Here is a 23,388-nt window from a genome sequence, read left to right as displayed (position 1 = left end):
CGCAGCTGCTCGGCTGACCGCCCGCCGGTGGACTCCCGCCGCCCGACGCACGTCCGCCGTCGGCCACCCACCGCGGGCGGCGTCGGCCACGTAACCGCTCCGTCACGCTCCCGACACCCTCGCCGTCCCCTGTCACCGCGCGGGACTAGGATTTCGCCAGGTTCGTCGGCGTTGCGCGGGAGCGTGCGGAGGCCGGGGCGGGCGGGCCCGGAGTACCTGGGACGTAGGCGGGGAGTTGCGCATGCGGGAAGGCCGGTGGACGACGGTCACCGAGTCCGAGTTCGACCACGAGCGCCGTGGCCTGGAGGCCGTCCGCGAGCAGTTGCCGGACGCCGACCCCTGGCGGGCCTGGTCGAACTTCACGTTCACCGCGAACACCGGGCACGTGCGTGAGGTGGATCTGCTCGTCGTCGCGCCGGCCGGGGTGTGGATGATCGAGCTCAAGCACTGGCACGGCTCGGTCACCAGCGAGAACGGCACCTGGGTGCAGACCAGGCCGGGCGGGCGCCGCGAGCCGCACGGCAACCCGCTGCACCTGGTCAACAAGAAGGCCAAGGAGCTGGCCGCCCTGCTCGGCAGCGCCGGTCGGCGGGTGTGGGTCGCCGAGGCCGTGTGCTTCACCGACGACAGCCTGCGCATCCGCCTGCCCCCGCACGAGCAGCACGGCGTCCACACCGTCGCCCAGCTCGTGCGGATGCTGAAGCAGCCGCCGCGTGACGAGCGTCGCCGCGTGACGGTGACCGTCTCGCGGGAGGTCAAGGGGGCGCTGGAGCGCGTCGGCATCCGCAAGAGCGACGCCGAGTACAAGGTCGGCCCGTACAAGCTGGAGCGGAAGTCGTTCGACTCCGGGCCGACGTGGGCCGACTACCTCGCGCAGCACAGCGAGCTGCCCGAGCCCGCCCGGGTGCGGATCTACCTGCGCGAGCGGGGGGCCGACGCGTCGCTGCGGCAGTCGGTGGACAACGCCGCCCGGCGGGAGGCGGCGGTGCTGCGCCGCTTCCGCCACCCCGGCGTCGTCCAGCTACGGCAGTACGACCCGTCCGGCCACTCGGCGGGCCCGGCGCTGATCTTCGACTACCACCCGCAGACGCTGCGCCTGGACGAGTACCTGCTCCAGTACGGGGACAAGCTGGACATCCTGACCCGGATGGCGCTCGTGCGGCAGCTCGCCGAGACGGTGCGCTCCGCCCACTCCAGCCGTATCCACCACCGGGGCCTGGCCGCCCGCTCGGTGCACGTCATCCCCCGCAACCGGGGCCGCCGGAGCGCGGCGATCGGCGAGGAGGCCGCCTGGCTCGCCCCGCGCCTGCAGATCTCCGACTGGCACATCGCCACCCAGCGCAGCGGCACCGACGGCGGCTCGGCGCCCGGCTCGGCGCGGGGAGGGACGCGGCTGGCGCCGACGGCGCTGTCCGTCACCCACCTCTCCGAGGGCTCCGACCCGTATCTGGCGCCCGAGTTGACGGCGCTCAAGGCCGACCCGGTGTCCCTGGACGTGTACGGGCTCGGCGTCCTCACCTATCTCCTGGCCACCGGCACGGCACCGGCCGCGAGCCAGGCCGAGCTGCTGGCGCGGCTGGAGGCGGGCGAGGGTCTGCGTCCCAGCGCGGTCGTCGACGGCCTGTCCGAGGACATCGACGACCTGGTGCAGGCGGCCACGGCGTACCGCCCCGAGCAGCGGCTCTCCACCGTGGACGAGTTCCTGGACATGCTGGAGTGCGTCGAGGACGGTCTCACCGCACCGGCCTCGACTCCCGCGCCGGAGGCCGGCGAGACCGGCGCCGCAGCGGTCGCGGCCGGCGCCTCGGAGAAGGACCCGCTGGAGGCCGTCGCCGGGGACGTCCTGGCCGGGCGCTGGGAGGTCCGCCGCCGCCTGGGCACGGGATCGACCAGCCGCGCCTTCCTCGTGCGCGATCTCCAGGCCGCGGCGCGCGGCGGCCGGACGCTGGCGGTGCTGAAGGTCGCCCTGTCCGACAGCCGGGGCGAGGTGCTGGCCCGCGAGGCCGGGATGATGAACCGGCTGAGGCCGGACTCGCGGATCATCCGGCTCGTCGAGAGTGAGCCCCTGCGGATCGCGGGTCGCACCGCCCTGGCCCTGGAGTACGTGGGTGACGAGCGCGAGGACGACGTCGCGGGCGAGCGGCCCGCGGCGTCCGGCACCCGCACGCGGCGCCGCGAGGAGACGGTCGCCCGGCAGCTGCGCGAAGGGGGCCGCCTCCGGCTGGACCAGCTCGAAGCCTACGGCGACTACCTGTTCGGCGCGGTCGACTTCCTGGAGGGCGAGAGCGTCTGGCACCGCGACATCAAGCCGGACAACATCGCCGTCCGCATCCGCCCCAACCGCACCCGCGAACTGGTCCTCATCGACTTCTCGCTGGCCGGCTACCCGGCGAAGGACTACGAGGCGGGCACCGAGGGCTATCTCGATCCGTTCATCGGCACCCTGACCCGCACCGCCTACGACTCGCACGCCGAGCGCTACGCCGTCGCCGTGACCCTGCACGAGATGGCCTCGGGCGAACTGCCCCGGTGGGGCGACGGCTCGGTGCCCCCGAGGATGACGGACGCCGAGGAGTTCCCGCACCCGGTCATCGCCGCCGACGCCTTCGAGTCCCCGGTGCGCGACGGGCTGCTCGCCTTCTTCCGCAAGGCCCTGCACCGGGACGCCGCCCAGCGCTTCCCCGAGCTGAAGCCGATGCGGGACGCGTGGAAGCGCGTCTTCCTGGACGCCTCGCAGACGGTGCCCTCCAGCCACCGTTCACGCCGCCCGGAGGCGACGGCCAGCGGGGCAGCCGCGCCGGGGAACACCGCCGGGGCCGGGGCCGCTCCGAGCCCCGCCGGAGCCGCCGACGCCGCCCCGGGAGCCGAGCGGGCGGCCGGGCACCCGGCCGCCATCGCGGACGCCGAGCCGCTCACCGCCGAGCAGGAGCGCGAACGACTCGCCGCCGTCGTCACCCGGGACACGCACCTGTCGGCCTCCGGCCTCTCCCCCGCCGCCGAGTCCTTCCTCTACGGCCTGAACATCACCACCGTCGGCGAGCTCCTCGACTACAGCCGCCGCAAGCTGCTCAACGCACCGGGCCTGGGCGCCAAGACGCGCGGCGAGGTGCAGCGCCGCCAGCGCGAGTGGGGCGAGCGGCTGCGCGAGGCCCCGGTCTCACCGCTGACGCCGCGCGGCCGGGCGGAGGCGCAGGAGGAGCTGGAACAGCTCACCCGGGCGGAGTCCGCCGTCCTCGGATCGGTCGTGACGCGCGAGGGCGCCGGCGGGCTGAGCGGCAAGGCGCTGCGCTCGGTCAGTCTCGACACGCTGGCCACCGTCCTCGTCCCCGCGCTGAACAACAACCGCTCCAACCACAACAAGGTGGAGACGGTCCGCCTCCTGCTGCGGCTGCCCGACGAGCACGGGGAGCTGCCCGGCATCGGCGTCTGGCCCAAGCAGAAGGACGTCGCCGACGCGGTGGGCCTGTCCGCGGGGCGCATCCCGCAGCTCCTCAAGGAGGAGCGCAAGCGCTGGAAGAAGCATCCCGCCGTGCGGGCCCTGCGCGAGGAGATCATCGACCTGCTCGTGGGGATGGGCCGGGTCGCCTCCGCCGTCGAGATCGCGGACGCGCTGGCCGTGCGGCGCGGCACGCAGCTCGCCGAGCGCGGGCAGCGCCGCGCGCTGGCCCTGGCCGCCGTCCGCGCCGTGGTGGAGGTGGAGCAACTGGAGCCCGCAGAGGCGGAGTTCCAGCACCAGGCCAACCGCAGGGCGACGCAGGAGGAGCTCAGCGCGGGCCTGCTCGCGCTGGACGTCCGCGAGGACGACGCCCCCGACACCCCGACGGCCCCCGCGCTGCTGGACTACGCGACGCGGCTGGGCCGGACGGCCGACCGGCTCGCCCGCCTGGACACCCTGCCGACGGCGACGACGGTGCTCGGCGAGCTGGGCGCGCTCACCCCGCCGCCCGGCGCGGTGGAGTGGGACGAACGCCGCTTGGTCGAGCTGGCGGCGGCGGGCTCCGCCAACGCGGCGGCCACCCCCCGGCTGGAGATCTACCCGCGCGACCTGCCGCTGGTGCGCGCCCTGCGCCTCACGCAGGCCGGGTTGGTCCGGCTGAACCCCGGCGTCCCGGAGGAGCGGCAGCCCGGCGTGACCGCGGGCGAGATCCACGAGCGGGTACGGGCCCGCTTCCCCGAGCTCGTCGTCCCCGACCCGCGCGGCGGCACGACCCGCGAGCTGCCGACCGGCGGCCCGCTCACCAAGGCGCTGCGCGAGGCCGGCTTCGACCTGAAACTGGCCACGCGCGAGGGCTTGAACACCTCGCGCTACCTGCCCGCCCGGACGGACGCCGCGTCCAGCTACCTGACGACGGGCGCCTGGCGCCGCTCCACGGGCGTCGGCGCGGTGACGCGGTACGCCGACGACCCGTCGGTGGCGGGCGCGGTGCGCGCGGAGGAACGGCTGACGGCCTCCGCGCGCCGCGACGGCTACCGGGTGCTCACCGTCCACCAGGACAGCTTCCACGCGGCGGCCCGGCAGCTCGCCCGCGCGGACCGGACGAACGCGCAGGCCGTCTCCGTCACCGAGCTGTTCCTCACGGCGCTGCACGGGCTCGTGCCGCCGGGCACCAAGCCGACGTGGGAGACCCTGCTCAAGGCGGACGCCGCCGAGCCCGGCTCGCGCGGCGCGGCGAAGTTCGCCGAGTACGCGCGCACGGCCTGGGGCGCGGTGGAGCCGCAGGTGCGCGCGCTACTGACCGGCGGTGGCGGGAACGCCGGGAGCGCGGCCGGCACCGGCACCGGCCCGGTCCTGCTGACGGAGGCGGCGGCGTTCGCGCGCTACGACGCGATGGGCGTGCTGGACCGGCTGGCGGAGGCGGCCCGGCAGGGCGGTCGCGGGCTGTGGCTGCTGGTGCCGCAGCCCGACCCGGCGCGGGAGCCGAAGCTGGGCCAGGTCGCGGTGGCGTACCAGGCCGGGCTGGGCGAGTGGATCGAACTTCCGGACGCGTGGGTGAACAACGCCCACCGGTCCGGCGAGCAGGGTGTCGAGGCCGAGGGAACCGAGGGAGTGGCCACGTGATCGACCGCAAGGCGTTGCTGGAGGACCTGAAGAAGCAGGTCAAGGCGGTCGAGGCGGATCTCGGGCAGCAGGTGAAGTCGCTTGCCGAGGTGGGTGCGAAGCTTCGTGCGGAGTACGACCAGGCGCGCAAGCTGGGCCGCACGGCGGCGACGTGGAACTCCTGGCTGGACGAGCGCGTCACACAGGTCGCGGTGGCCTGGGTCCTCGGCACGGTCTTCGTCCGCTTCTGCGAGGACAACGAGCTGATCCCGGAGCCGTACCTGACGGCTCCGGAGACGGACCGCCTCGACGTGGCGCTGGCCCGCTTCGAGGACTACGTCGCCACGTCCGACGACCCGACGTACCGGGGCTGGCTGGAGCACGCCTTCGACGAGCTGGGCGCGGGGCAGGCCGGACGTCTCCTCTTCGACCGCCGCCACAACCCGCTCTACCAGATCCCGCTGTCCCACGACGGCGCGCGGGACCTGGTGGACTTCTGGCGCGAGCGCGACGAGTCGGGTGTCCTCGTCCACGACTTCACGGACCGGCTCAACGAGGACGGGACCGAGGGCTGGGACACCCGCTTCCTGGGCGACCTCTACCAGGACCTGAGCGAGGCCGCCCGGAAGACGTACGCGCTGCTCCAGACCCCGGAGTTCGTGGAGGAGTTCATCCTCGACCGGACCATGGACCCGGCGGTCCGCGAGTTCGGCTACGAGGGCCTGAAGATGATCGACCCCACCTGCGGGTCGGGACACTTCGTGCTGGGCGCGTTCCGGCGTCTGCTGCGGCTGTGGGGCGAGGGCCAGCCCGGTCGTGACGTCCACGAGCGCGTGCGGGCGGCGCTGGACTCCGTCCACGGCGTGGACATCAACCCCTTCGCCGTGGCCATCGCGCGCTTCCGGCTGCTGGTGGCCGCGATGGCGGCGAGCGGCGTCCGGACGATGGCGGAGGCCAACCGGTACGAGTGGCCGATGCACGTGGCCGTGGGCGACTCCCTGATCAAGCACCGGCAGGACGCCCTGTTCGCCGAGGCGGACCTCCTCGGCGGAAGCGGGGACGAACTGGCCGACTTCACGTACGCCCCGGAGGACATCCACGAACACCCCGGCATCCTGGAGCCGGGCCGGTACCACGTGGTGGTGGGGAACCCGCCGTACATCACGGTGAAGGACAAGAAGCTCAACGCGCTGTACCGGGAGCTCTACGACGCCTGCGGCGGCACGTACGCGTTGTCGGTCCCGTTCGCACAACGGTTCTTCGAACTCGCCTGCCGAGGCGACGCCGAGGGCAGCGGCTACGGCATGGTAGGCCAGATCACTGCGAACTCCTTCATGAAGCGCGAGTTCGGAACGAAGCTGATCGAGTCTTTCTTCCGGGATGACGTAGCACTGACGGAGGTCATCGACACTTCCGGCGCCTATATTCCAGGACACGGTACGCCTACGGTCATCCTCGTCGGCAACCGCCGCTCTGGTGGTGCCCGACCTACGAGAGTACGCACGGTCCGAAGTATTCAGGGGGAGCCTGAGACGCCGCAAAGCGGCGAAGACGGGTTGGTCTGGCAGTCGATCGTGAAGCAGATCGACAAGCCGGGGTCCGTGAGTCCGTGGGTCTCGGTCGACGACTTGGACCGAACCCGCTACTTCAGTAAGAAGCCATGGATTTTGATCGATGGCGGTTTGGAGCTGATCGAGGCCACATCTTCCCTCAGTGTAAACCGGCTCAAATCCCACACTTTCAGAATCGGCTTCTACGGCGACACTCACGCAGACGATGCCTTCACGATGCCACTTAGAGTACTCAAGAGGCGCGGAGCCGAGAAGAACTACACGAAGCCTATAGGAGCTGGTGATGAGGTTCGCGACTTCAACCTCGCGACCGGAGACTGGGTCATCCACCCATACGATTCGTCACACTCAACGGCGCCACTCGCGAATATGCCGAACATTGGGCGCATCCTTTGGCAGAATCGCACCGAACTGGGAAATCGCTCAACTTTCTCTGGGCGTACCTACTTCGAGGGAAACCGGCCCTGGTGGGAGTGGCACCAGCTACCCAAGGATGACGGTACACACCCGTGGTCCCTCAATTTCGCTTTCGTCGCAACACACAATCATGTCATTTTGGATCGCAATGGAAGTGCGTTCACCCGTACGGCGCCGGTGATCAAGTTGCGGGAGGGAGCAACCGAGGAGGATCATCTGCGGCTACTTGGGCTGCTAAATAGCTCCGCAGCGGGATTCTGGCTCAAAACGGTGAGTCACGACAAGGGTAGCCAAGGAGTCAACGAGGGTTACAAATCGCAACCCTGGGAACGTTTCTATGAATTCACCGGGACTAGGGTTCAGGACTTCCCCCTACCCAAAGAATACCCCACGCGTTTTGCTATTACCCTAGAAAATCTTGCGCAGCAGGTCGCCACCACCAGTCCCACAGAACTTGCTAAACACGCCACGCCTTCAACCAAGACTCTCCATGACTCCAGACCCCTGTGGCACTCTCTGCGTGCGCGGATGATCGCATTGCAGGAGGAATTGGACTGGCAAGTTTATTCTATCTACGACCTGCACTCCGAGGACCTTCGCACCTCCGAAGATCCTGAGTCGCCCGAGATTCCTTCCATCACGCTTGGGGAACGTGCGTTCGAGATCGTACTTGCTCGGCGCGTGGCTGCCGGAGAAGCCAGTGACGAGTGGTTCAAGCGGCATGGTTCTACGCCCATCACTGAGATCCCGCAGCATTGGCCAGCCGCGTATCGCGAGGTGGTGCAAAAGCGGATTGATGCCATCGAGTCGTCACGAGCAATCGGGATGATCGAGCGGCCGGAGTACAAGCGGCGGTGGGCTACTGAAGGGTGGGACTCACTTCAGGAGAAGGCGCTGCGCGCCTGGCTGTTGGACCAGACTGAGGCGCGGGAGCACTGGTTCGATGAGAACGGCATGCCTGCGCTGGTCACGTTGAGTCGGTTGACCGATGCGTTGTCGCGGGACGAGGACTTCGTGTCCGTGGCGAAGATCTACGCACCGCGCAAGGAGCTGCCCGCCGTCGTCGCCGAGTTGATGAGCGACGAGCACGTGCCGTTCCTCGCCGCGTTGCGGTACAAGCCGTCCGGGCTCAAGAAGCGGGCCGACTGGGAGCACGTGTGGGACCTCCAGCGGCAGGAGGACGCCGCCCCGGACGAGCAGGCCAAGCGGAAGATCCGCGACACCATCCCCGTCCCGCCGAAGTACACCTCCGCCGACTTCCTGCGGCCCTCCTACTGGCGGGCGCGCGGCAAGCTGGACGTGCCCAAGGAGCGGTTCATCTCCTACGGGCAGGCCAACGTCGCGACGCCGCAGCTCTACGGCTGGGCCGGGTGGGACCACCAGGAGCAGGCGTACGCCCTCGACACCTACATCGCCACGCACGAAGCGCTCACCACCGAGGAGCTGACCCCCTTCCTCGCCGGACTGCTGGAGCTCCAGCCCTGGCTGGACCAGTGGCACAACGAGTTCGACGCGGCCTTCGGCTCCTCCCCCGCCGCGTTCTTCCGGGGTGACCGGCAGATGGTGCAGGGCGAGCACGGCCTCACCGACGACGACCTGCGCGCCTGGCGTCCTCCCGCCGCGACAAGAGGCCGTCGCGCGGCGAAGAAGTAGCCCCGCACGCAACGTCAACGGCTCCTGCGATCGGCATATCGCAGGAGCCGTTGCGTGCGCGTGGTTCAGGCCGTGAGCCGTCCGCTCTTCACCGCTCCGACGAACGACGTCCAGCCGCCTTCCGGGAAAACGAGCACGGGGCCACGCGGCGTCTTGCTGTCACGCACCGGGACAACGGCGGAGAGATCGTCCGATACCTCGACACACTCGCCTCCATCCTGGTTGCTGTAGCTGCTCTTGCGCCAAGTAATGGTGCTCAGGTCGATGGGTCGCACGGTGCTGCCTCCAACATGGCCAGGACGAACTTCTGCGACTCGACCGGGGACATCGCCAAGTCGCGCATTGCATCGTATGCACGATGCAAGCGCTCGACTGGCCCGTTCGCCTCGATCAAGTCACCGCCGTAGCCGTGCTCGGTGTAGGCCACAGTGCGAGCGTCCATGAGCCGCAGGAACATCACCGTCGCGTTGGTGAGTCCGTGAAGGCCCGACTTCAGTGGCAATACCTGCATCGTCACGTTCGGCCGCTCTGCCACCTGCGCGACGTACTCAAGCTGTTGCCGCCACGCCCCTGGGTCCTCCAACGGCGTCCGCAGGACCGCCTCCGACAGGATCGTGCGGAACGGCGGGGCGTCCTCACCCTCCAGCAGTTCGCGTCGACTCATCCGAGCCTCGACCTGTTGGTCAAGCTCAGGGCCCTTCAAGCCGCCAGCGGACAGCACCTCGCGCGCGTACTCCGGCGTCTGCACCAGCCCCGGCAGGACGCTCACCGCGAAGTGCCACAGGCTGACCGCTTCGGCCTCCAGCGTCATGTACCGCCGGTACTGCTCGCGGAACTGCGTCTTGTCGCCGGCGGCCAGCTCCCACATGGCGAGGAGCAGGCCGGGGGTGCCGTAGAAGTCGTCCAGCGCCTCGGCGACCTCGGGGCTGCCGATGGTGTCGCCCTTCTCCATCTTGCCGAACAGCGACCAGTCCCAGCCCATCCGCTCACCGAGCTGCCGCAGGGTGATGCCCTTCTGCGACCGCAGTCTCCGCAGCTCCTCGGCGAAACGCTGGCGTGGCTCCTGGCTCCGGCCCGTGACGACGCGACGTTGCGGCATCGGTGTTCCCCTCCGTGCTGGCCGTTGGTCCCGCCCGTGGAAGGTGTGGAACAAGCGTGGAACGGCGTGGAACCATCCCGCCCGCTCACGTCCCAGCCCTCCCCTGGCGGCCAAGCTCGTAATGAACCTGTTACGAACCGTAGTTCGCGGCACCGAGTCTTCGCAGGCAAACCATCAGATACCAGCAGAAAGAGTCGCTGCACCTGACCGAGAGTGCACCACCACGCCCGGAGCTGAGGAGACGGCCGCGTCCGGAACCCCGGCCCCACGCGGCATGTAGGTCTGGCAACCGGCCCCCTTGCTTCTGCGCTGCCCGGCTGGGCTGTTGACCGGTTCGGCAGCGGCTTGTCCGCGCATCGGCCCCGACGCTCGAAGAACTGCGGCATCGGGCAGCGGTCCGACGTGTTGGTCCGGACAGCCGTCGGCGACGGTGACGGTTCCTGGACCGCTCGGCGATGGTGTGGCCATAGGTGGGCACGAGCGTCCCGTCCACGATCTCTGCGTGCGGGGTTCGTCCTCGCCGGGGTGTGAGGGCTTCGGCATCGAGCGCCTGGCGCACCGATGAGTTTTCCGCGCTGCGGGGGTCTTATTCGGCAGTAACGCGCACCACAACGGTACGCCCCCAACGTGAACCGGAGAGATCGACATGGCAACAGCGCGAGGGCAGTCGGCCGGAGCCGAGGCCCGTGTCGTCTCCGCAGACGGCACCGAGATCGCATTCGAGCAGTCGGGCCGCGGTCCGGCCGTCGTCCTGGTGGCCTCGGCACTGGCCGACCGCTCGGACACGACCAAACTCGCGGCTCTCCTCGCCGAGCACTTCACGGTGATCAACTACGACCGGCGGGGACGGGGTGCCAGCGGTGACGCCAGTGCTTACGCCCCCGACCGCGAGATCGAGGACATCGCCGCGTTGGTCGAACACGTCGGCGGTTCGGCGTCGCTGTTCGGCTCGTCCTCCGGAGCGGTCCTCGCCCTGCGCGCGGCCGCTGCCGGAGTCGACGTCGACCGCCTGGCTCTGTATGAGCCGCCGTTCGTGGTCGCGGAGGGCGACGACGGGCCGCCCGAGGATCTGGCGCGGCAGATCACCGGGATGCTTGCGGAGGGCCGGCACAGCGACGCGGTCAAGTACTTCATGACCAGGGTGCAGGGCATGCCCGGCATCGCCGTGTTCTTCATGAAACTCATGCCGAAGACGTGGGCGAACCTCACCAGGCTGGCTGGCACCCTGCCCTACGACATCGCGGTCATGGGCGATACCCAGCAGGGCAAGCCGCTCGATACCGAGGAGTGGAAAGGGGTGGCCGTGCCCACCCGCGTGCTGACCGGCGGCAGGAGCCCGGCCGCGTTCCAGCGCGCCGCCCTCGCACTCACCGAGGTGCTGCCGCAGGCCGACCACCGCACTCTGCCCGGACTCAACCATGGCGCCGTCGTCATGGCCCCGAGGAAGATCGCCCCGCAGATCATCGAGTTCATCAGGGGATGAGCTGGTCGTTCGAGCGGTTCGGCGGCGCTTGGGACCCCTCCTGGCACTCGGAGCGGAGCGCGACCCACCTCCAACCGACCGCCGAACCCCGAACGACCACAACCCGGGGTGCGCGCGATCCAGGTGGCGACCGCGTTCCACGGCTTCTGCCGGGTGGCACGGGCGCGGCGGTAGAGGCGTCCCGACCACGCTACCGAGACGCGCACGTCAGCGGCGGGACGCGTTCGAGTGCCGCTCGATCTGAGCGCTTCCCCGCACCCCCCTCACCACGTCGTACTCCAGAGATAGCCAACGCCCCACAACAGCCCGGCGCCCACGATCGCCGCCCCGACGATCAGCCGAGCAGGCCTACGGCGCCGTCGCGTCCCGTCTCTTCGCGGGAGGCTGCCCGAGTGCTCCGGCTCGTCGGGGGCGGTGACGGGTGCGGTGCGAGGGCGGGCCGGCTCGGTTACGACCGCGTGGGATGGTGAGGGCGTCGGGGCCGAGGCGGCATCAAAGGCCACCCGGGTACGCGGGTCTTCGTGTTCGAGGAGTCGTGCCGCGTCCTGCCCCGGCCGGGCCAGGACGGCAGCCGGCCGCCACGGCCCGAGGGAGTGGTACTGCGTCTCTTCCCGGACGCGGAGCGCGTCGAGAGACGGCCGGGCGGACGGGTCCTTGGCCAGACAGGCCTGGATGAGGGGGAGGAGGGTGTCGGGGACGCCGGTGAGCTCTGGTTCCTCGTGCACCACTCCGGCAGGTGCCGTCGCTCTCGCCGCCGTCGTGGCCGCGGCGCCGCTCGTGGAACGTGTGGAACGAGTGCCCTGGCCTGGGGCAGTCACCTCACGGGACGCGGAGTCGGCCGCTCTCGGACGCCATTCTCGTCATGCAGGCGCTACGCAGCGTGTTCTCCGTTGAGAGGCCGGCTCCGGCGCGGCGACGAGACCAGGCAGGGAACAGGAAGAGGCACGGCATGACGACGACACCACGCCCCGACAGCGAGACCGCCGCCCGACGGGCCAAGGTCCAGGAGGCCCTGACCGCACAGTACGCCCTGGCGGACGCCCTCCGGCGCGCGGGCATCCAGCTTCCGGCCATGGAGATCCGCACCCCGTGGGCCGACGAGGCCGAGGGCGGGGCGCGGTACGCGCTCATCCATCTCGGCGTCTGCTCGGCCCCCGTCGCGCACCTGCTGGCCGAGACCATCGCGAGGGGGGCCGAGCGGTGACGGCGACCGAGCCGCCCGACGTGGGCACCGCGGTGCGGGACACCGGATCCGACCGCGTGGGCGTGGTCATGGCGTACGAGGGTCCGTACGTGCAACTGCGCCCGCTGCTGGGCGGGCTGGAATGGGACGCCGAGCCCGACGCCCTCGTCCCCCTGGATTCGGGCGAGCGGCTGCGCGCTCACGTGGCGGAACTGAACGCCCGCAGCCGCCGCCCGTTCCGCTGACCGCCCCGCGACTGCGCACTCTGCCGTCGGGGAGGCGTGGCGAGTCCCCGCGCCCGCGCGTCCCCGACGGGGTGATCCCGCTGGCCGCTCACCTTCGGCGTATCCCTTGTCGGCGGTGGGTGACATGCTGGGCGGGCGTGATCGGGTCGGCGCACCACCGCACGGGGTGGGTCGCGCGTGGCGGAGAATGTCCCGAGCACGGCGGACCGGTACGGCAGCGACGGTCGGCGCGGCGCGGTGGGCGCGTCCGCGTCGAGAGGGAGGGCGAGACCCGGCATGGCACAGCAGCGGCCCCTGCTCCGGGATGTCATCGACATCAGGGAGTCCATCTCCACCTCGGACTTCGTCCTCCGGCTCTCGGAGGCGACGACGGCCGAGGGGGCCGAGCACGCGCTGCGGGACTACGTGGTCACCGAGCGGCTGCTGGAGAACTTCGACGAGGCCCTCGGGCTGATCAAGGCCGCCGTGGACGGACGGACGTCGAAGGCCGCGTACCTGCACGGCTCGTTCGGTTCGGGTAAGTCGCACTTCATGGCCGTGCTGCACGCGTTGCTCAGCGGCGGCCCGGCGGCGCGGTCCCGCACCGCCTTCGACCCGGTGCTGACCAAGCACGAGTGGCTGGGCACCGACGGCAAGCGGTTCCTGCTCGTGCCCTACCACATGCTGGGCGCCAAGGCGCTGGAGCAGCGGGTGCTGGGGGGCTACGTCAGCCACGTGAAGAAGCTGCACCCGGACGCGCCGACCCCGCAGGTGTACCGGACGGACGCGCTGTTCCAGGACATCCGGGGCCTGCGGGCGCGTATGGGCGACGAGGCGGTGATCGCGGGGCTGGCCTCGGCGGACGGATCGGGCGGGGACGAGGACGACGAGTGGGGCGAGTCGTTCGCGTGGACGCCCGAGCTGCTGGACACGGCGCTGGCCGCCGAGGAGGTGCACGACTCCGGCCAGGCGCTCAACCTGGTCAGCCCCGCCACGCCGGCCGAGCTGCGCGCGCGGCTGGTGCAGGACGCGGGCGCCAACCTGCTCACCGGCTTCGCCCGGGGGGCGGCCGAGGACGAGCACGGGTTCGTCTCGCTGGACGCGGGGCTGTCGGTCATCGCGGAGCACGCCGAGTCGCTGGGCTACGACGGGCTGATCCTGTTCCTGGACGAGCTGATCCTGTGGCTGGCCACGCTCATCCACGACCAGAAGTTCGTCGCCCGCGAGGCCAGCAAGATCACGAACTTCGTGGAGGGCGGCGACGCGCGCCGGGCGATCCCGGTGGTGTCGTTCATCGCCCGCCAGCGGGATCTGCGCGAGCTGGTCGGCGAGGAGGTGTCCGGCGCGGCGGAGGCGTCCATCCAGGACACGCTGAACCTGGCCCAGGGCCGGTTCGACAAGATCACGCTGGAGGACCGCAACCTGCCGCAGATCGCGCACGCCCGGCTGCTGCGTGCGAAGGACGCCGAGGCCGCGGCGCTGGTCGAGGCGGAGTTCGCCAAGACCCGCAAGGTCCGCCAGGAGGTGTGGGACACGCTGCTGGGCTCCGGACGCACGGCGGACGGCGTCGGCGCGGACGAGGACAGCTTCCGGTTGACGTACCCGTTCTCACCGGCGTTCATGGACACCCTCGTCCACGTCTCCTCGGCGCTCCAGCGCAACCGCACCGGCATGAAGCTGATGGGCCAGCTCCTGGCCGACCACCGGGACCACCTGCGGCTCGGCGACCTGATCCCGGTCGGGGACCTGTACCCGCTCATCACGGCCGGCGGCGACAAGCCGTTCTCGGACAGTCTGAAGGTCGTCTTCGAGGCCGCCGACAAGCTGTACCGGACCAAACTGCGCCCGTACCTGCTGGCCACGTACAACCTCTCCGAGGAGGACGTGGAGCAGTTCGCGCACCGTCCGGACAGCGTGGCCGACGACGACCTGCGCGGGCGGCTGACGACGTTCACCGGCGACAACCGGATCATCGGCACGCTGTTGCTGTCCGCGCTCGCGCCGAGCGTCCCCGCGCTGTCCGACCTCACCATCCGGCGGCTGTCCGCGCTGAACTACGGCTCGGTCGTGGCCCCCATCCCCGGGCGCGAGTACGGCATCCTGAAGAACAAGGTCGCCGAGTGGGCGGGGCGCTTCCCCGAGATCAAGGAGACCGGCACCGGCTCCAACCCGGGCGTGCGGCTGGAGCTGTCGGGGATCGACGTGGACTCGGTGATCGCCAACGCCAACGTCAACGACAACCCCGCCAACCGCGCCGCGCTCGGCAAGCGGCTGCTCGTGCGGGAACTGGGCGTCGACACGGGCGCCTTGACGGACGAGCTGACCTTCGTGTGGCGCGGCACGCAGCGCACCGTCGAGGTGGTGTTCGGCAACGTCGCGGACCGCGAGGAGCTGGCCGACCACGATCTGATGCCACAGGTCGAGGGCCGTTGGCGGATCGTGGTGGACCTGCCGTTCGAGGAGGGCAACTTCTCACCGGTCGACGACGTTCAGCGGATGCGGACGCTGCGCGAGCGGCAGGGCGAGCCGTCCCAGACCGTCGCCTGGCTGCCCACCCACCTGTCGGCCCAGCGGTACGCGGACTTCCGGCGGCTGGTGGTCATCGACAAGGCCCTCGCCGACGAGCAGCGGTTCGACACCCAGTACGCGGGCCACCTCAACCCCGACAACCGGGCCCGGGCCAAGGGGTTGCTGGAGACGCAGCGGGAGTCGCTGCTGAAGAACGTCAGGGCGGCGTTCAAGCAGGCGTACGGCCTCGCCGACAAGAAGCCGTCGGACGTGGAGCTCGGGTTCGGCGACCACCTGGAGGCGCTGCGCCCGGTGGACGACCTCACCCTGTCCTTCGGGCAGTCGCTCCACGACGGCGTCCGGCACATCGCGGGCAGGCTGCTGGCCGCCCAGTTCCCCGGCCACCCCGAACTGGACCCGGACGGCACGGGGACGACGGTCAAGCCCGCCGACGCCCGCCGGGTGTTCACCCACGTGCGGGACGCCGCCGAGGCCCGGGACCACCGCACCGAGGTCCCGGCGGCCGACCGCAGGCTGATGCAGCGGCTCGCGGGGCCCCTGCGGCTGGGCCAGCAGAAGGAGGCGTACTTCGAGCTGTCGCTCTACTGGGCCGACCACTTCCGGCAGCTCGCCCGCTCCCAGGGCGTCACCGGCGACCTGACGCTCATCACCCTCACCGACTGGACGGACCGCCCCGAGCCCCGTGGCCTGCCGGACTTCCTGGCCCGGCTCGTCGTCGCGTCCTTCGCCGAGATGGACGACCGGGTCTGGGTGCGCGGCGGCATGCCGCTGGACCCGGCCCCCGAACTGGCCCAGATCAAGGACCATGACGCGCTGCGCAGCCAGCCGCTGCCCTCCGAGGAGGACTGGGAGAGCGCACGGGCCCGCTTCGAGACGCTGTTCGGCGTGAAGGCTCCGACGCTGCGGCGCGGACGCATGGTGAACCATCTCGCCCGGCAGATCACCGAACAGGCGCGCGGAGCACAGGAGTCCGCCGACGACCTCGTGCGCATGCTGGAGACGCACGCCGGCTTCCTGCGGCTCGACGAGACGGTGGAGACGGGCCGCCTGGCGATCGCACGACGGTCGGTGGAGCTGCTGAAGGCCCTCAGCCAGGCGTCCGGACAGGGCGCGGCCGGGGCGAAGCGGACGGTCGAGGCCCTGGCGGGCTTCGACTTCGGGCAGGTCGGTCCGGACCGCTTCGGCACGTCCGTGAAACAGGCGCGGGCGGTCGCCCAGGCGCTGGACGCGGCGTCGTGGACGACGCTCGAACTCGCCACCGCCGAGGGCCCGGAGGGAGCGGCGCTCCTGGAGTCGCTGCGCAACCGGGCGCAGAGCGACCAGCGGACCAACGACCTGGGGGCGGCGCTGACGCAGACCCAGCGCGAGGTGCTGGACCTCGTCAAGCGCAACCGGGCGGCGGCCGCTCCGCCCCCCGCACCGCAGCCCTCCGCGCCCCCGGCACCGCCGAGCCGGGCCGAGGAGATTCCGCTCGACACGGCCAGCAGCCACCCGCCGGTCTCCGACACCTCCCCGCCGGGCGAGGGCGCGGCCACCACGGGCCGGGCCCGGCGCTCCGGGGGCGGGCGGACCACCGTGTCCGGCGCCGTCGCCCGGTTGCGGGCCGAGCTGCGGGAGCTGGAGGCCCAGGAGCCGGGCGCCACCGTCGAGATCACCTGGCGCGTGGTCGAATGACGCACTCCACCACCGCGGGCGTCGCCGTGCAGCTCAATCTCGCGACGATCACCCAGTACCTGACGTCCCAGTCGGCGCTCGCCTCCTCCCTCACGGGTGACGACAGGCGCCGCGTGGTCCTGCTGCGCTCCGCGCCGCGGTGGGACGGGCCCGCCCGGCCGACGTGGGGCGAGGGGCGGAGCGCACGGGTCGCGGCCGCCCCCTCCCCGCTGGCCGTCCACGAGCTGGTGCTGGACCACCTCGCGCAGCGGTCGCCGGGGCCGCACGTGCTCGTCGTGCTCACCGACCGCGAACAGAACGAGCTGGACCCGGCGGTCCTGGCCAGGGCCCACAAGCGGCGCGTCGAGGTCGTCGACAGCTGGGACGTCGTGCGCGACGCCTTCGGCGCGACGCACCTGGACCTGCGGCTCAAGGACGCCAACTGGGCCGGTGAGGCGCTGCTGGACGCGGCGCCCCCGGGTGGCTGGCCCACCGTGGCCGGCGGCACGCTCTCGCGCCGGGTCGCGCTGTCCGCGCTGGCGCTGCGCCGGCTGCGCATCGGCCGGTACGCGGAGCGGCCCGGAGAGACGACGGCCGCGGCAGGGCGGCCGGGCCGGGGCTCCGGGGACGACTCGATCGACCCGCACACGCTCCTGGGCTGGTCCCTCACGGCGAGCGGGGCGCAGCGGCTGCGCGAACTGCGCGCACCGGAGCGTGAGGGCCTGGTCGCGTTCCTCGGTGAGGAGGAGCAGGCCGGCCCGGCCGGTCGCGCCCTGCTGGCCGTGATCGAGGCGGAGCACGGCTCCGAGGCCGTCGCCTTCGGGCTGCTGTGCGCGGCCCTGTGGTGCCACGCCGCTCCGGACGCGGCCACCTACACGGCACGCGGCCGGGCCGGGCAGTGGTTCGGCGAGCGGGACGGGAAGCGGCGGACCGACGACGAGGTCGCCGAGCTGGCTTCGGCCCTCGGGCGCGCCGCCGAGGAGTACGTCGGCACCCTGCTGGGGCGGGCGGCGCGCGGCGCGGACGACGCCGAGGGCGGGCTGACGGCCGGAGCGGACGACGCCCGCGAGGCGCGACGCCTCAGCGACATCGTGCTGGACCAGGCGGCGCGGCTCGCCCGGCAGCTCGGCGCGGAGGCGGCGACGGCGGCGAGCCCGCTGCTTCCGGCGGGGCTGGACGCCCGGTTCACCGCCGTCGGGCACGCCCTGGCCGACGGTCGTCCCGAACCGCTGACGGAGGCGGTGCGGGCGCTGGCCGCCCACCGGCGTGCGGGCGGCGAGCAGGCACGGGTGCGCATCGAGCGGGTCCGTATGGCCCAGCGCCTCACCCGGTGGCTGGCCGGTGACCCCGGCGCGGAGTGCGCCACGGTGGCGGACGCGCTGGAACGGCACGTGCGGGAGACCGGCTGGGTGGACCGCGCGCTGGAGCACGTCGAGGCGGGCGGCGACCCGGATCCGGCGCTGCGGGCGGCCTACGACGCCCTCGCCGCGCGGGTGCGGGCCCGGCGTCAGCAGATCGACCGGGAGTTCGCCCGGCGGCTGGCCGCCTGGACGGCTGCCGGTACCCCGCCCGGGTCGATGCTGACCGTGGAGACGTTCCTGGAGCGGGTGGTGCGGCCGGTGGTCCGCTCCGCGCCCCGGCGGAGGGTGCTCCTCGTCGTGCTGGACGGCATGAGCGCGGCCATAGCGAATGAGCTGGGTGAGGAGCTGCGCTCCTCCTGGGCCGAGTACGACCCGGTGGACGAGGGTCCGCCCCGGCGCCGGGCGATGGCGGCTGCCCTGCCGACGCTCACGGCGGTCTCGCGGACGTCGCTGTTCGCCGGGGCGCTGACGCGTGGCGCGCAGGCGGACGAGAAACGGCTGTTCCCCGCGTTGCCGCTGTGGGACGGTGCCCCGGCAGCCGTCTTCCACAAGGACGACCTGCGCGCGGACAGCGCCGGGGAGACGTTCGGGCCCGCCCTGGCCGACGCGCTCGCCGACGGCCGCACCCACGTGGCCGTGGTGCTCAACGCCATCGACGACCGGCTGGCCAAGGAGCAGAAGCTGGGCGACGGCGCGTGGCGCGCCGAGCACGTCCCGGCCCTGCTGGAGCTGCTGGACGTCGCCGCCGCCGAGGGCATGGCGGTGCTGCTCACCAGCGACCACGGACACGTGGTGGACCGGCACGGTGCGAAGGTGGACGCCGCGGAGCCGGGCTCCGCGCGCCACCGCGCTCCCGGCGGTCCGCCCGGAGCCATGGAGGTGGCACTCTCCGGCCCGCGCGTGGTGTGGCCGGAGGCGGGCGGCTCGATCGTCGCCCTGTGGGACGCCGACTCGCGTTACACCGCACGCAAGGCCGGCTACCACGGCGGCGCGTCCCTCTCGGAGTTCTGCATCCCGGTCCTCGCCTTCCTGCCCTTCAACGCCGAGCCGCCCCGGGGATGGCGTGAGCTGGGCGACCCGAGCCCGGTGTGGTGGCCGCGCGACGGCGCGACGCCGGGCGGCGACGTCACGGCGGTGGCGCCGGCCCGGGTCCCGGCGGCACCGAGGCCCACCCGGGAACGGCCGACGCGGGCTCAGGAGGAGCTGGCCCAGACCCACGACTCGCTCTTCGAGGTGGCACCGATCCCGGCGGAGGACGAAGGGCGCGCTCTGTCGGCGCCGGCGCTCACGCCGCCGCACGAGGCACTGGTGGCCGCGCTCTTGGCGTCGGAAGCGTTCGCCGGGCAGGTCGGCCTGCTCGCCCGCAGACCTCCGGTGGACAAGGTGGAGAAGGCCCTGCTGGCCCTGCTCGACGCGGGCGGCACGCTTCCCGCGACGGCCGTGGCGCAGCGCGTCGGCTACCCGCAGGCGCGGGCGGACGGATTCGCCGCGGTCCTGCGGCAGCTCCTCAACCACGACGGCGTGCAGGTGCTGGAGATCCTGCCGGACGGCCGAACGCTGCGGCTGGACACCCGGCTGCTGCGCCTGCAGTTCGACCTGTGAGCCGCCGGTGCGCGCTCCTTCGCGCGGACCGGGCTCGGCTGACGGCACGGGGCGGGCACGGGCGATGGGACACTGGTGCGCGTGCGTACCGCTGATTCCTCCCGCCCGGTCCCGGCCAGCGCGGCGCGGCGCCGCGCGGTGACCGACGCCCTGCGCCGGGGAGCCGTACCCGAACAGGGTCTTGACCTGCTGGCCACCGGCCTGGACCGGTTCACCTCCGCGCTCGACGCGGAGTTGGACGCCGTCGCGTCGGGCGCGTCGGTCTTCAAGGCGGTGCGCGGCGAGTACGGCTCCGGCAAGACGTTCTTCACCCGCTGGCTGGGTGAGCGGGCCAAGCGGCTCGGGTTCGCCGTCGCCGAGATGCAGGTCTCGGAGACCGAGACGCCGCTGCACCGGCTGGAGACCGTCTACCGACGGCTGACCGAACGGCTGACGACGGCCAGCTTCCCGCCCAGCGCGCTGCGGCCCGTCGTCGACGCGTGGTTCTACGCGTTGGAGGAGGACGCCCTGGCGGACGGGGCCGGCGAGGAGGACCTGCCCCGCGAGGTCGACAAGCTGCTGACCGCCCGGCTCACGGAGGTCTCCCGGCACGCCCCCTCGTTCGCGGCGGCCCTGCGCGGCTACCGGACGGCGCTCGCGGAGGGGGACGAGGCGGGCGCGGCGGCCGTGCTGGCGTGGCTCGGCGGTCAGCCGCACGTGGCCGCCGCGGCCCGCCGGGCCGCCGGAGTCCGGGGCGACCTCGACCACTTCGGGGCGTTCGGGTTCCTCCAGGGGCTGCTGACCGTACTGCGCGACTCCGGCCACCGCGGACTGTTCGTCGTCCTCGACGAGGTGGAGACGTTGCAGCGGGTGCGGTCCGACGCCCGGGACAAGGCCCTCAACGCGCTGCGGCAGCTCATCGACGAGGTGCACTCCGGGCGTTTCCCCGGCCTCTACCTGGTGATCACCGGCACCCCGGCGTTCTACGACGGCCAGCAGGGCGCGCAGCGTCTCGCACCGCTCGCACAGCGCCTGGCCACCGACTTCACCACCGACCCGCGCTTCGACAACCCGCGCGCCGTGCAGCTGCGGCTGCCCGGGTTCACGCCGCAGTCCCTCGTCGCGCTCGGCGTGACCATCCGCGACCTGTACGCGGCCGGTGCCGACGCACCGGACCGCGTCGTGGCCCGGGTGGACGACGTCTACGTGGCCGACCTCGCACGGGCGGTCGGCGGCGCCCTGGGCGGCAGGACCGGTGTCGCACCCCGGCTGTTCCTCAAGAAGCTCGTCGGCGACGTCCTCGACCGGGTCGACCAGTTCCCGGACTTCGACCCACGGCAGCACTACCAGCTGACGGTGACGCCCACGGAGCTGACGGACGTCGAGCGGAACCTCGCGGCGCCCACCTCGGCGGACGACGTCGACCTGGACGTGTGATGGCCGCGCCCGACCCGGTGGAACGCCTCGACCCGGTGGTGCTGCACCACGTCGTGAACACCCTGGGCTGGCCCGACCTGCGCCCCCTGCAACGTGCCGCGATCGATCCGCTCCTGGACGGGGAGGACGCGCTGCTCCTCGCGCCGACGGCGGGCGGCAAGACCGAGGCCGCCTGCCTTCCGCTGCTGTCCGCGATGTCCGCGCGGCGCTGGACCGGGACCTCGGTGCTCTACCTCTGCCCGCTCAAGGCGCTGCTCAACAACCTCGCCCCCCGGATCGACGCCTACGCCCAGTGGCTCGGCCGCCGGGCGGCGCTGTGGCACGGCGACACCACGGAGTCGCGGCGACGGCGGCTGCGCGCCGAGCCGGCCGACGTCCTGCTGACCACCCCCGAGTCGCTGGAGGCCATGCTCATCGGGGCCACCACCGACCACGCGCTTCTCCTCGGCTCCGTCCGTGCCGTCGTCGTGGACGAGGTGCACGCGTTCGCCGGAGACGACCGGGGCTGGCACCTGCTGGCCGTGCTGGAGCGTCTGCAGGGCGTGGTGGGACGTCCCGTCCAGCGCGTCGGGCTCTCCGCCACCGTCGGCAATCCGCAGGAGCTGCTCACCTGGTTGCAGGGATCCGGCGCCGGGAAACGGGCGGGCCGCGTCGTCGCGCCCGGCATCCCGGCGGCACCGGGCCCAGGAGACCCGCCTCCGGGGGACGTCGAGCTGGACTACGTCGGCTCGCTGGAGAACGCCGCCAAGGTGATCGCCTCCCTCCACCGGGGCGAGAAGCGCCTCGTGTTCTGCGAGTCGCGCAGCCGGGTGGAGCAGCTCGGCGCGGCGCTGCGGGAACGCGAGGTCACGGTGTTCCTCTCGCACGCCTCCCTCTCGGCCGAGGAGCGGCACCGCTCCGAGCAGGCGTTCGCCGAGGCCCGGGACTGCGTCATCGTCGCCACCTCCACGCTGGAGCTGGGCATCGACGTGGGCGATCTGGACCGCGTCATCCAGATCGACGCGCCGAGCACCGTCTCGGCCTTCCTCCAGCGCATCGGCCGCACCGGCAGGCGCTCGGGCACCACCCGCAACTGCCTCTTCCTCACCACCGACCAGGACGCGCTCCTCCAGGCCGCGGCCCTGCTCGTGCTGTGGGGACGCGGCTGGGTGGAGCCGGTCACCGCGCCGCCCGAGCCGCGCCATCTGGTCGCGCAGCAGCTCATCGCGGTCGCCCTCCAGCAGCACACGCTCGGCGACCGGGTGTGGCCGCAGCAGTGGAACGGGCTGGCCCCCTTCGACCGCTCGGCGGCGCCGATCGTGCGCCACCTGGTGGCTGAGGGCTTCCTCGGCGAGGACGGCGGGCTGCTCTTCGTCGGCCCGGAGGCGGAACGCCGCTTCGGGCAGAGGCACTTCATGGGGCTCACGGCGTCCTTCACCGCGCCGCCCCAGTTCACCGTCGTCTCCGGGCGCCGGGACATCGGGCGCACCGACCCCAGCGTCCTGACCGCCGAGCGGCCCGGCCCGCGGCGCCTGCTGCTCGCCGGGCGGAGCTGGCAGGTGACCTTCGTCGACTGGACCCGCAAACGCGTCTTCGTCGAACCGGTCGACGGCGGCGGCGTCGCCCGGTGGACGGGCGGCGCGGTGCGGGGGCTGTCGTACACCCTGACGCGGGCGATGCGCGAGGTGCTGCTCGGCGCCGATCCGCCGGTGTCCGTGACCCGGCGGGCGGGCGCCGTCCTCACCGAGTGGCGGGAGGAGGACGCCCCGCACCTCGTCCACCCGGGCGGCTCACTCGTCACCCGGCACGGCTCCGACGTCCGCTGGTGGACGTGGGCGGGCCACCGCGCCAACGCGACGCTCTGCGCGACCTTCCCCTCCATCGCCGACCCCGTCCAGCGCCCGACGGACGCCTCCGTACGGCTGCGCGAGGACCTGACCGCCGCCCGCTGGCGGGCCGCCCGCGCCGCCGTCGACGCGGACACCCCCCTCGTCCTGCCGGACGTCGACCCCCGCGCCGTCACGGGGCTGAAGTTCTCCGCGGCCCTCCCCCGCCGCCTGGCCGTGGCCACGCTCGCCGCCCGCCTCGCGGACTTCGCCGGCGCCCGAGCCGCTCTGGCCGAACCGGCCCGCCTGCACAGCCTGTGAGCGGACGCCACGGGTCACCGGGAGGGCCTGCGT

General features: G+C 72.4%; 11 protein-coding genes. 9 read left to right on the top strand and 2 right to left on the bottom strand.

All coding sequences use genetic code 11. From position 1 onward, the window contains the following. Positions 1–241: 241 nt before the first annotated feature. The gene (pglW, locus tag O7609_RS21415; RefSeq protein WP_269744062.1) at positions 242–5,059 is read left to right on the top strand and encodes a BREX system serine/threonine kinase PglW; all 4,818 of its coding nucleotides are present in this window, start codon (positions 242–244) and stop codon (positions 5,057–5,059) included. Next, a complete protein-coding gene (gene pglX / locus O7609_RS21410; RefSeq protein ID WP_269744061.1) occupies positions 5,056–8,679 on the top strand; it encodes a BREX-2 system adenine-specific DNA-methyltransferase PglX in 3,624 nt (1,207 codons plus the stop codon). The genes pglW and pglX overlap by 4 nt, the downstream gene beginning before the upstream one ends. Positions 8,680–8,744: 65 nt before the next feature. On the opposite strand, the gene O7609_RS21405 is transcribed toward pglX, so the two are convergent. Continuing rightward, a complete protein-coding gene (locus O7609_RS21405) occupies positions 8,745–8,954 on the bottom strand; it encodes a DUF397 domain-containing protein (RefSeq protein WP_269744060.1) in 210 nt (69 codons plus the stop codon). Further along, positions 8,936–9,778, bottom strand: coding sequence for a helix-turn-helix domain-containing protein (locus tag O7609_RS21400; protein WP_269744059.1), 843 nt, complete (start codon positions 9,776–9,778; stop codon positions 8,936–8,938). Before O7609_RS21400 ends, O7609_RS21405 begins: the two co-directional genes overlap by 19 nt. A gap of 646 nt (positions 9,779–10,424) precedes the next feature. Here O7609_RS21400 and O7609_RS21395 point away from each other — a divergent pair. From O7609_RS21395 to O7609_RS21365, 7 genes are all read left to right on the top strand, one after another. After that, positions 10,425–11,261, top strand: a complete 837-nt coding sequence (locus O7609_RS21395; RefSeq protein ID WP_269735385.1) for an alpha/beta fold hydrolase — start codon at positions 10,425–10,427, stop codon at positions 11,259–11,261. A gap of 949 nt (positions 11,262–12,210) precedes the next feature. Then, entirely contained in the window at positions 12,211–12,465 is a 255-nt protein-coding gene (locus O7609_RS21390) for a hypothetical protein (protein WP_269735386.1), read from the top strand. Continuing rightward, positions 12,462–12,689, top strand: a complete 228-nt coding sequence (locus O7609_RS21385) for a hypothetical protein (protein ID WP_269744058.1) — start codon at positions 12,462–12,464, stop codon at positions 12,687–12,689. Before O7609_RS21390 ends, O7609_RS21385 begins: the two co-directional genes overlap by 4 nt. A 276-nt stretch (positions 12,690–12,965) precedes the next feature. After that, positions 12,966–16,871, top strand: a complete 3,906-nt coding sequence (gene pglY / locus O7609_RS21380; protein ID WP_269744057.1) for a BREX-2 system ATPase PglY — start codon at positions 12,966–12,968, stop codon at positions 16,869–16,871. Continuing rightward, positions 16,868–19,813 carry a BREX-2 system phosphatase PglZ gene (gene pglZ / locus O7609_RS21375; RefSeq protein ID WP_269744056.1) on the top strand — a complete coding sequence of 982 codons (2,946 nt, stop codon included), beginning with the start codon at positions 16,868–16,870 and terminating at the stop codon, positions 19,811–19,813. Before pglY ends, pglZ begins: the two co-directional genes overlap by 4 nt. A gap of 81 nt (positions 19,814–19,894) precedes the next feature. Beyond that, positions 19,895–21,229, top strand: coding sequence for a BREX system ATP-binding protein BrxD (gene brxD / locus O7609_RS21370; protein ID WP_269744055.1), 1,335 nt, complete (start codon positions 19,895–19,897; stop codon positions 21,227–21,229). Further along, a complete protein-coding gene (locus O7609_RS21365; protein ID WP_269735391.1) occupies positions 21,229–23,355 on the top strand; it encodes a DEAD/DEAH box helicase in 2,127 nt (708 codons plus the stop codon). Before brxD ends, O7609_RS21365 begins: the two co-directional genes overlap by 1 nt. The last annotated feature ends 33 nt before the right edge of the window (positions 23,356–23,388 follow it).

Origin of the sequence: Streptomyces sp. WMMC1477 (assembly GCF_027460245.1) — a bacterium.
Lineage (GTDB): Bacteria > Actinomycetota > Actinomycetes > Streptomycetales > Streptomycetaceae > Streptomyces.
Note: the sequence above shows the minus strand (reverse complement) of the source record. Positions and strands in the feature narration are given on the sequence as shown.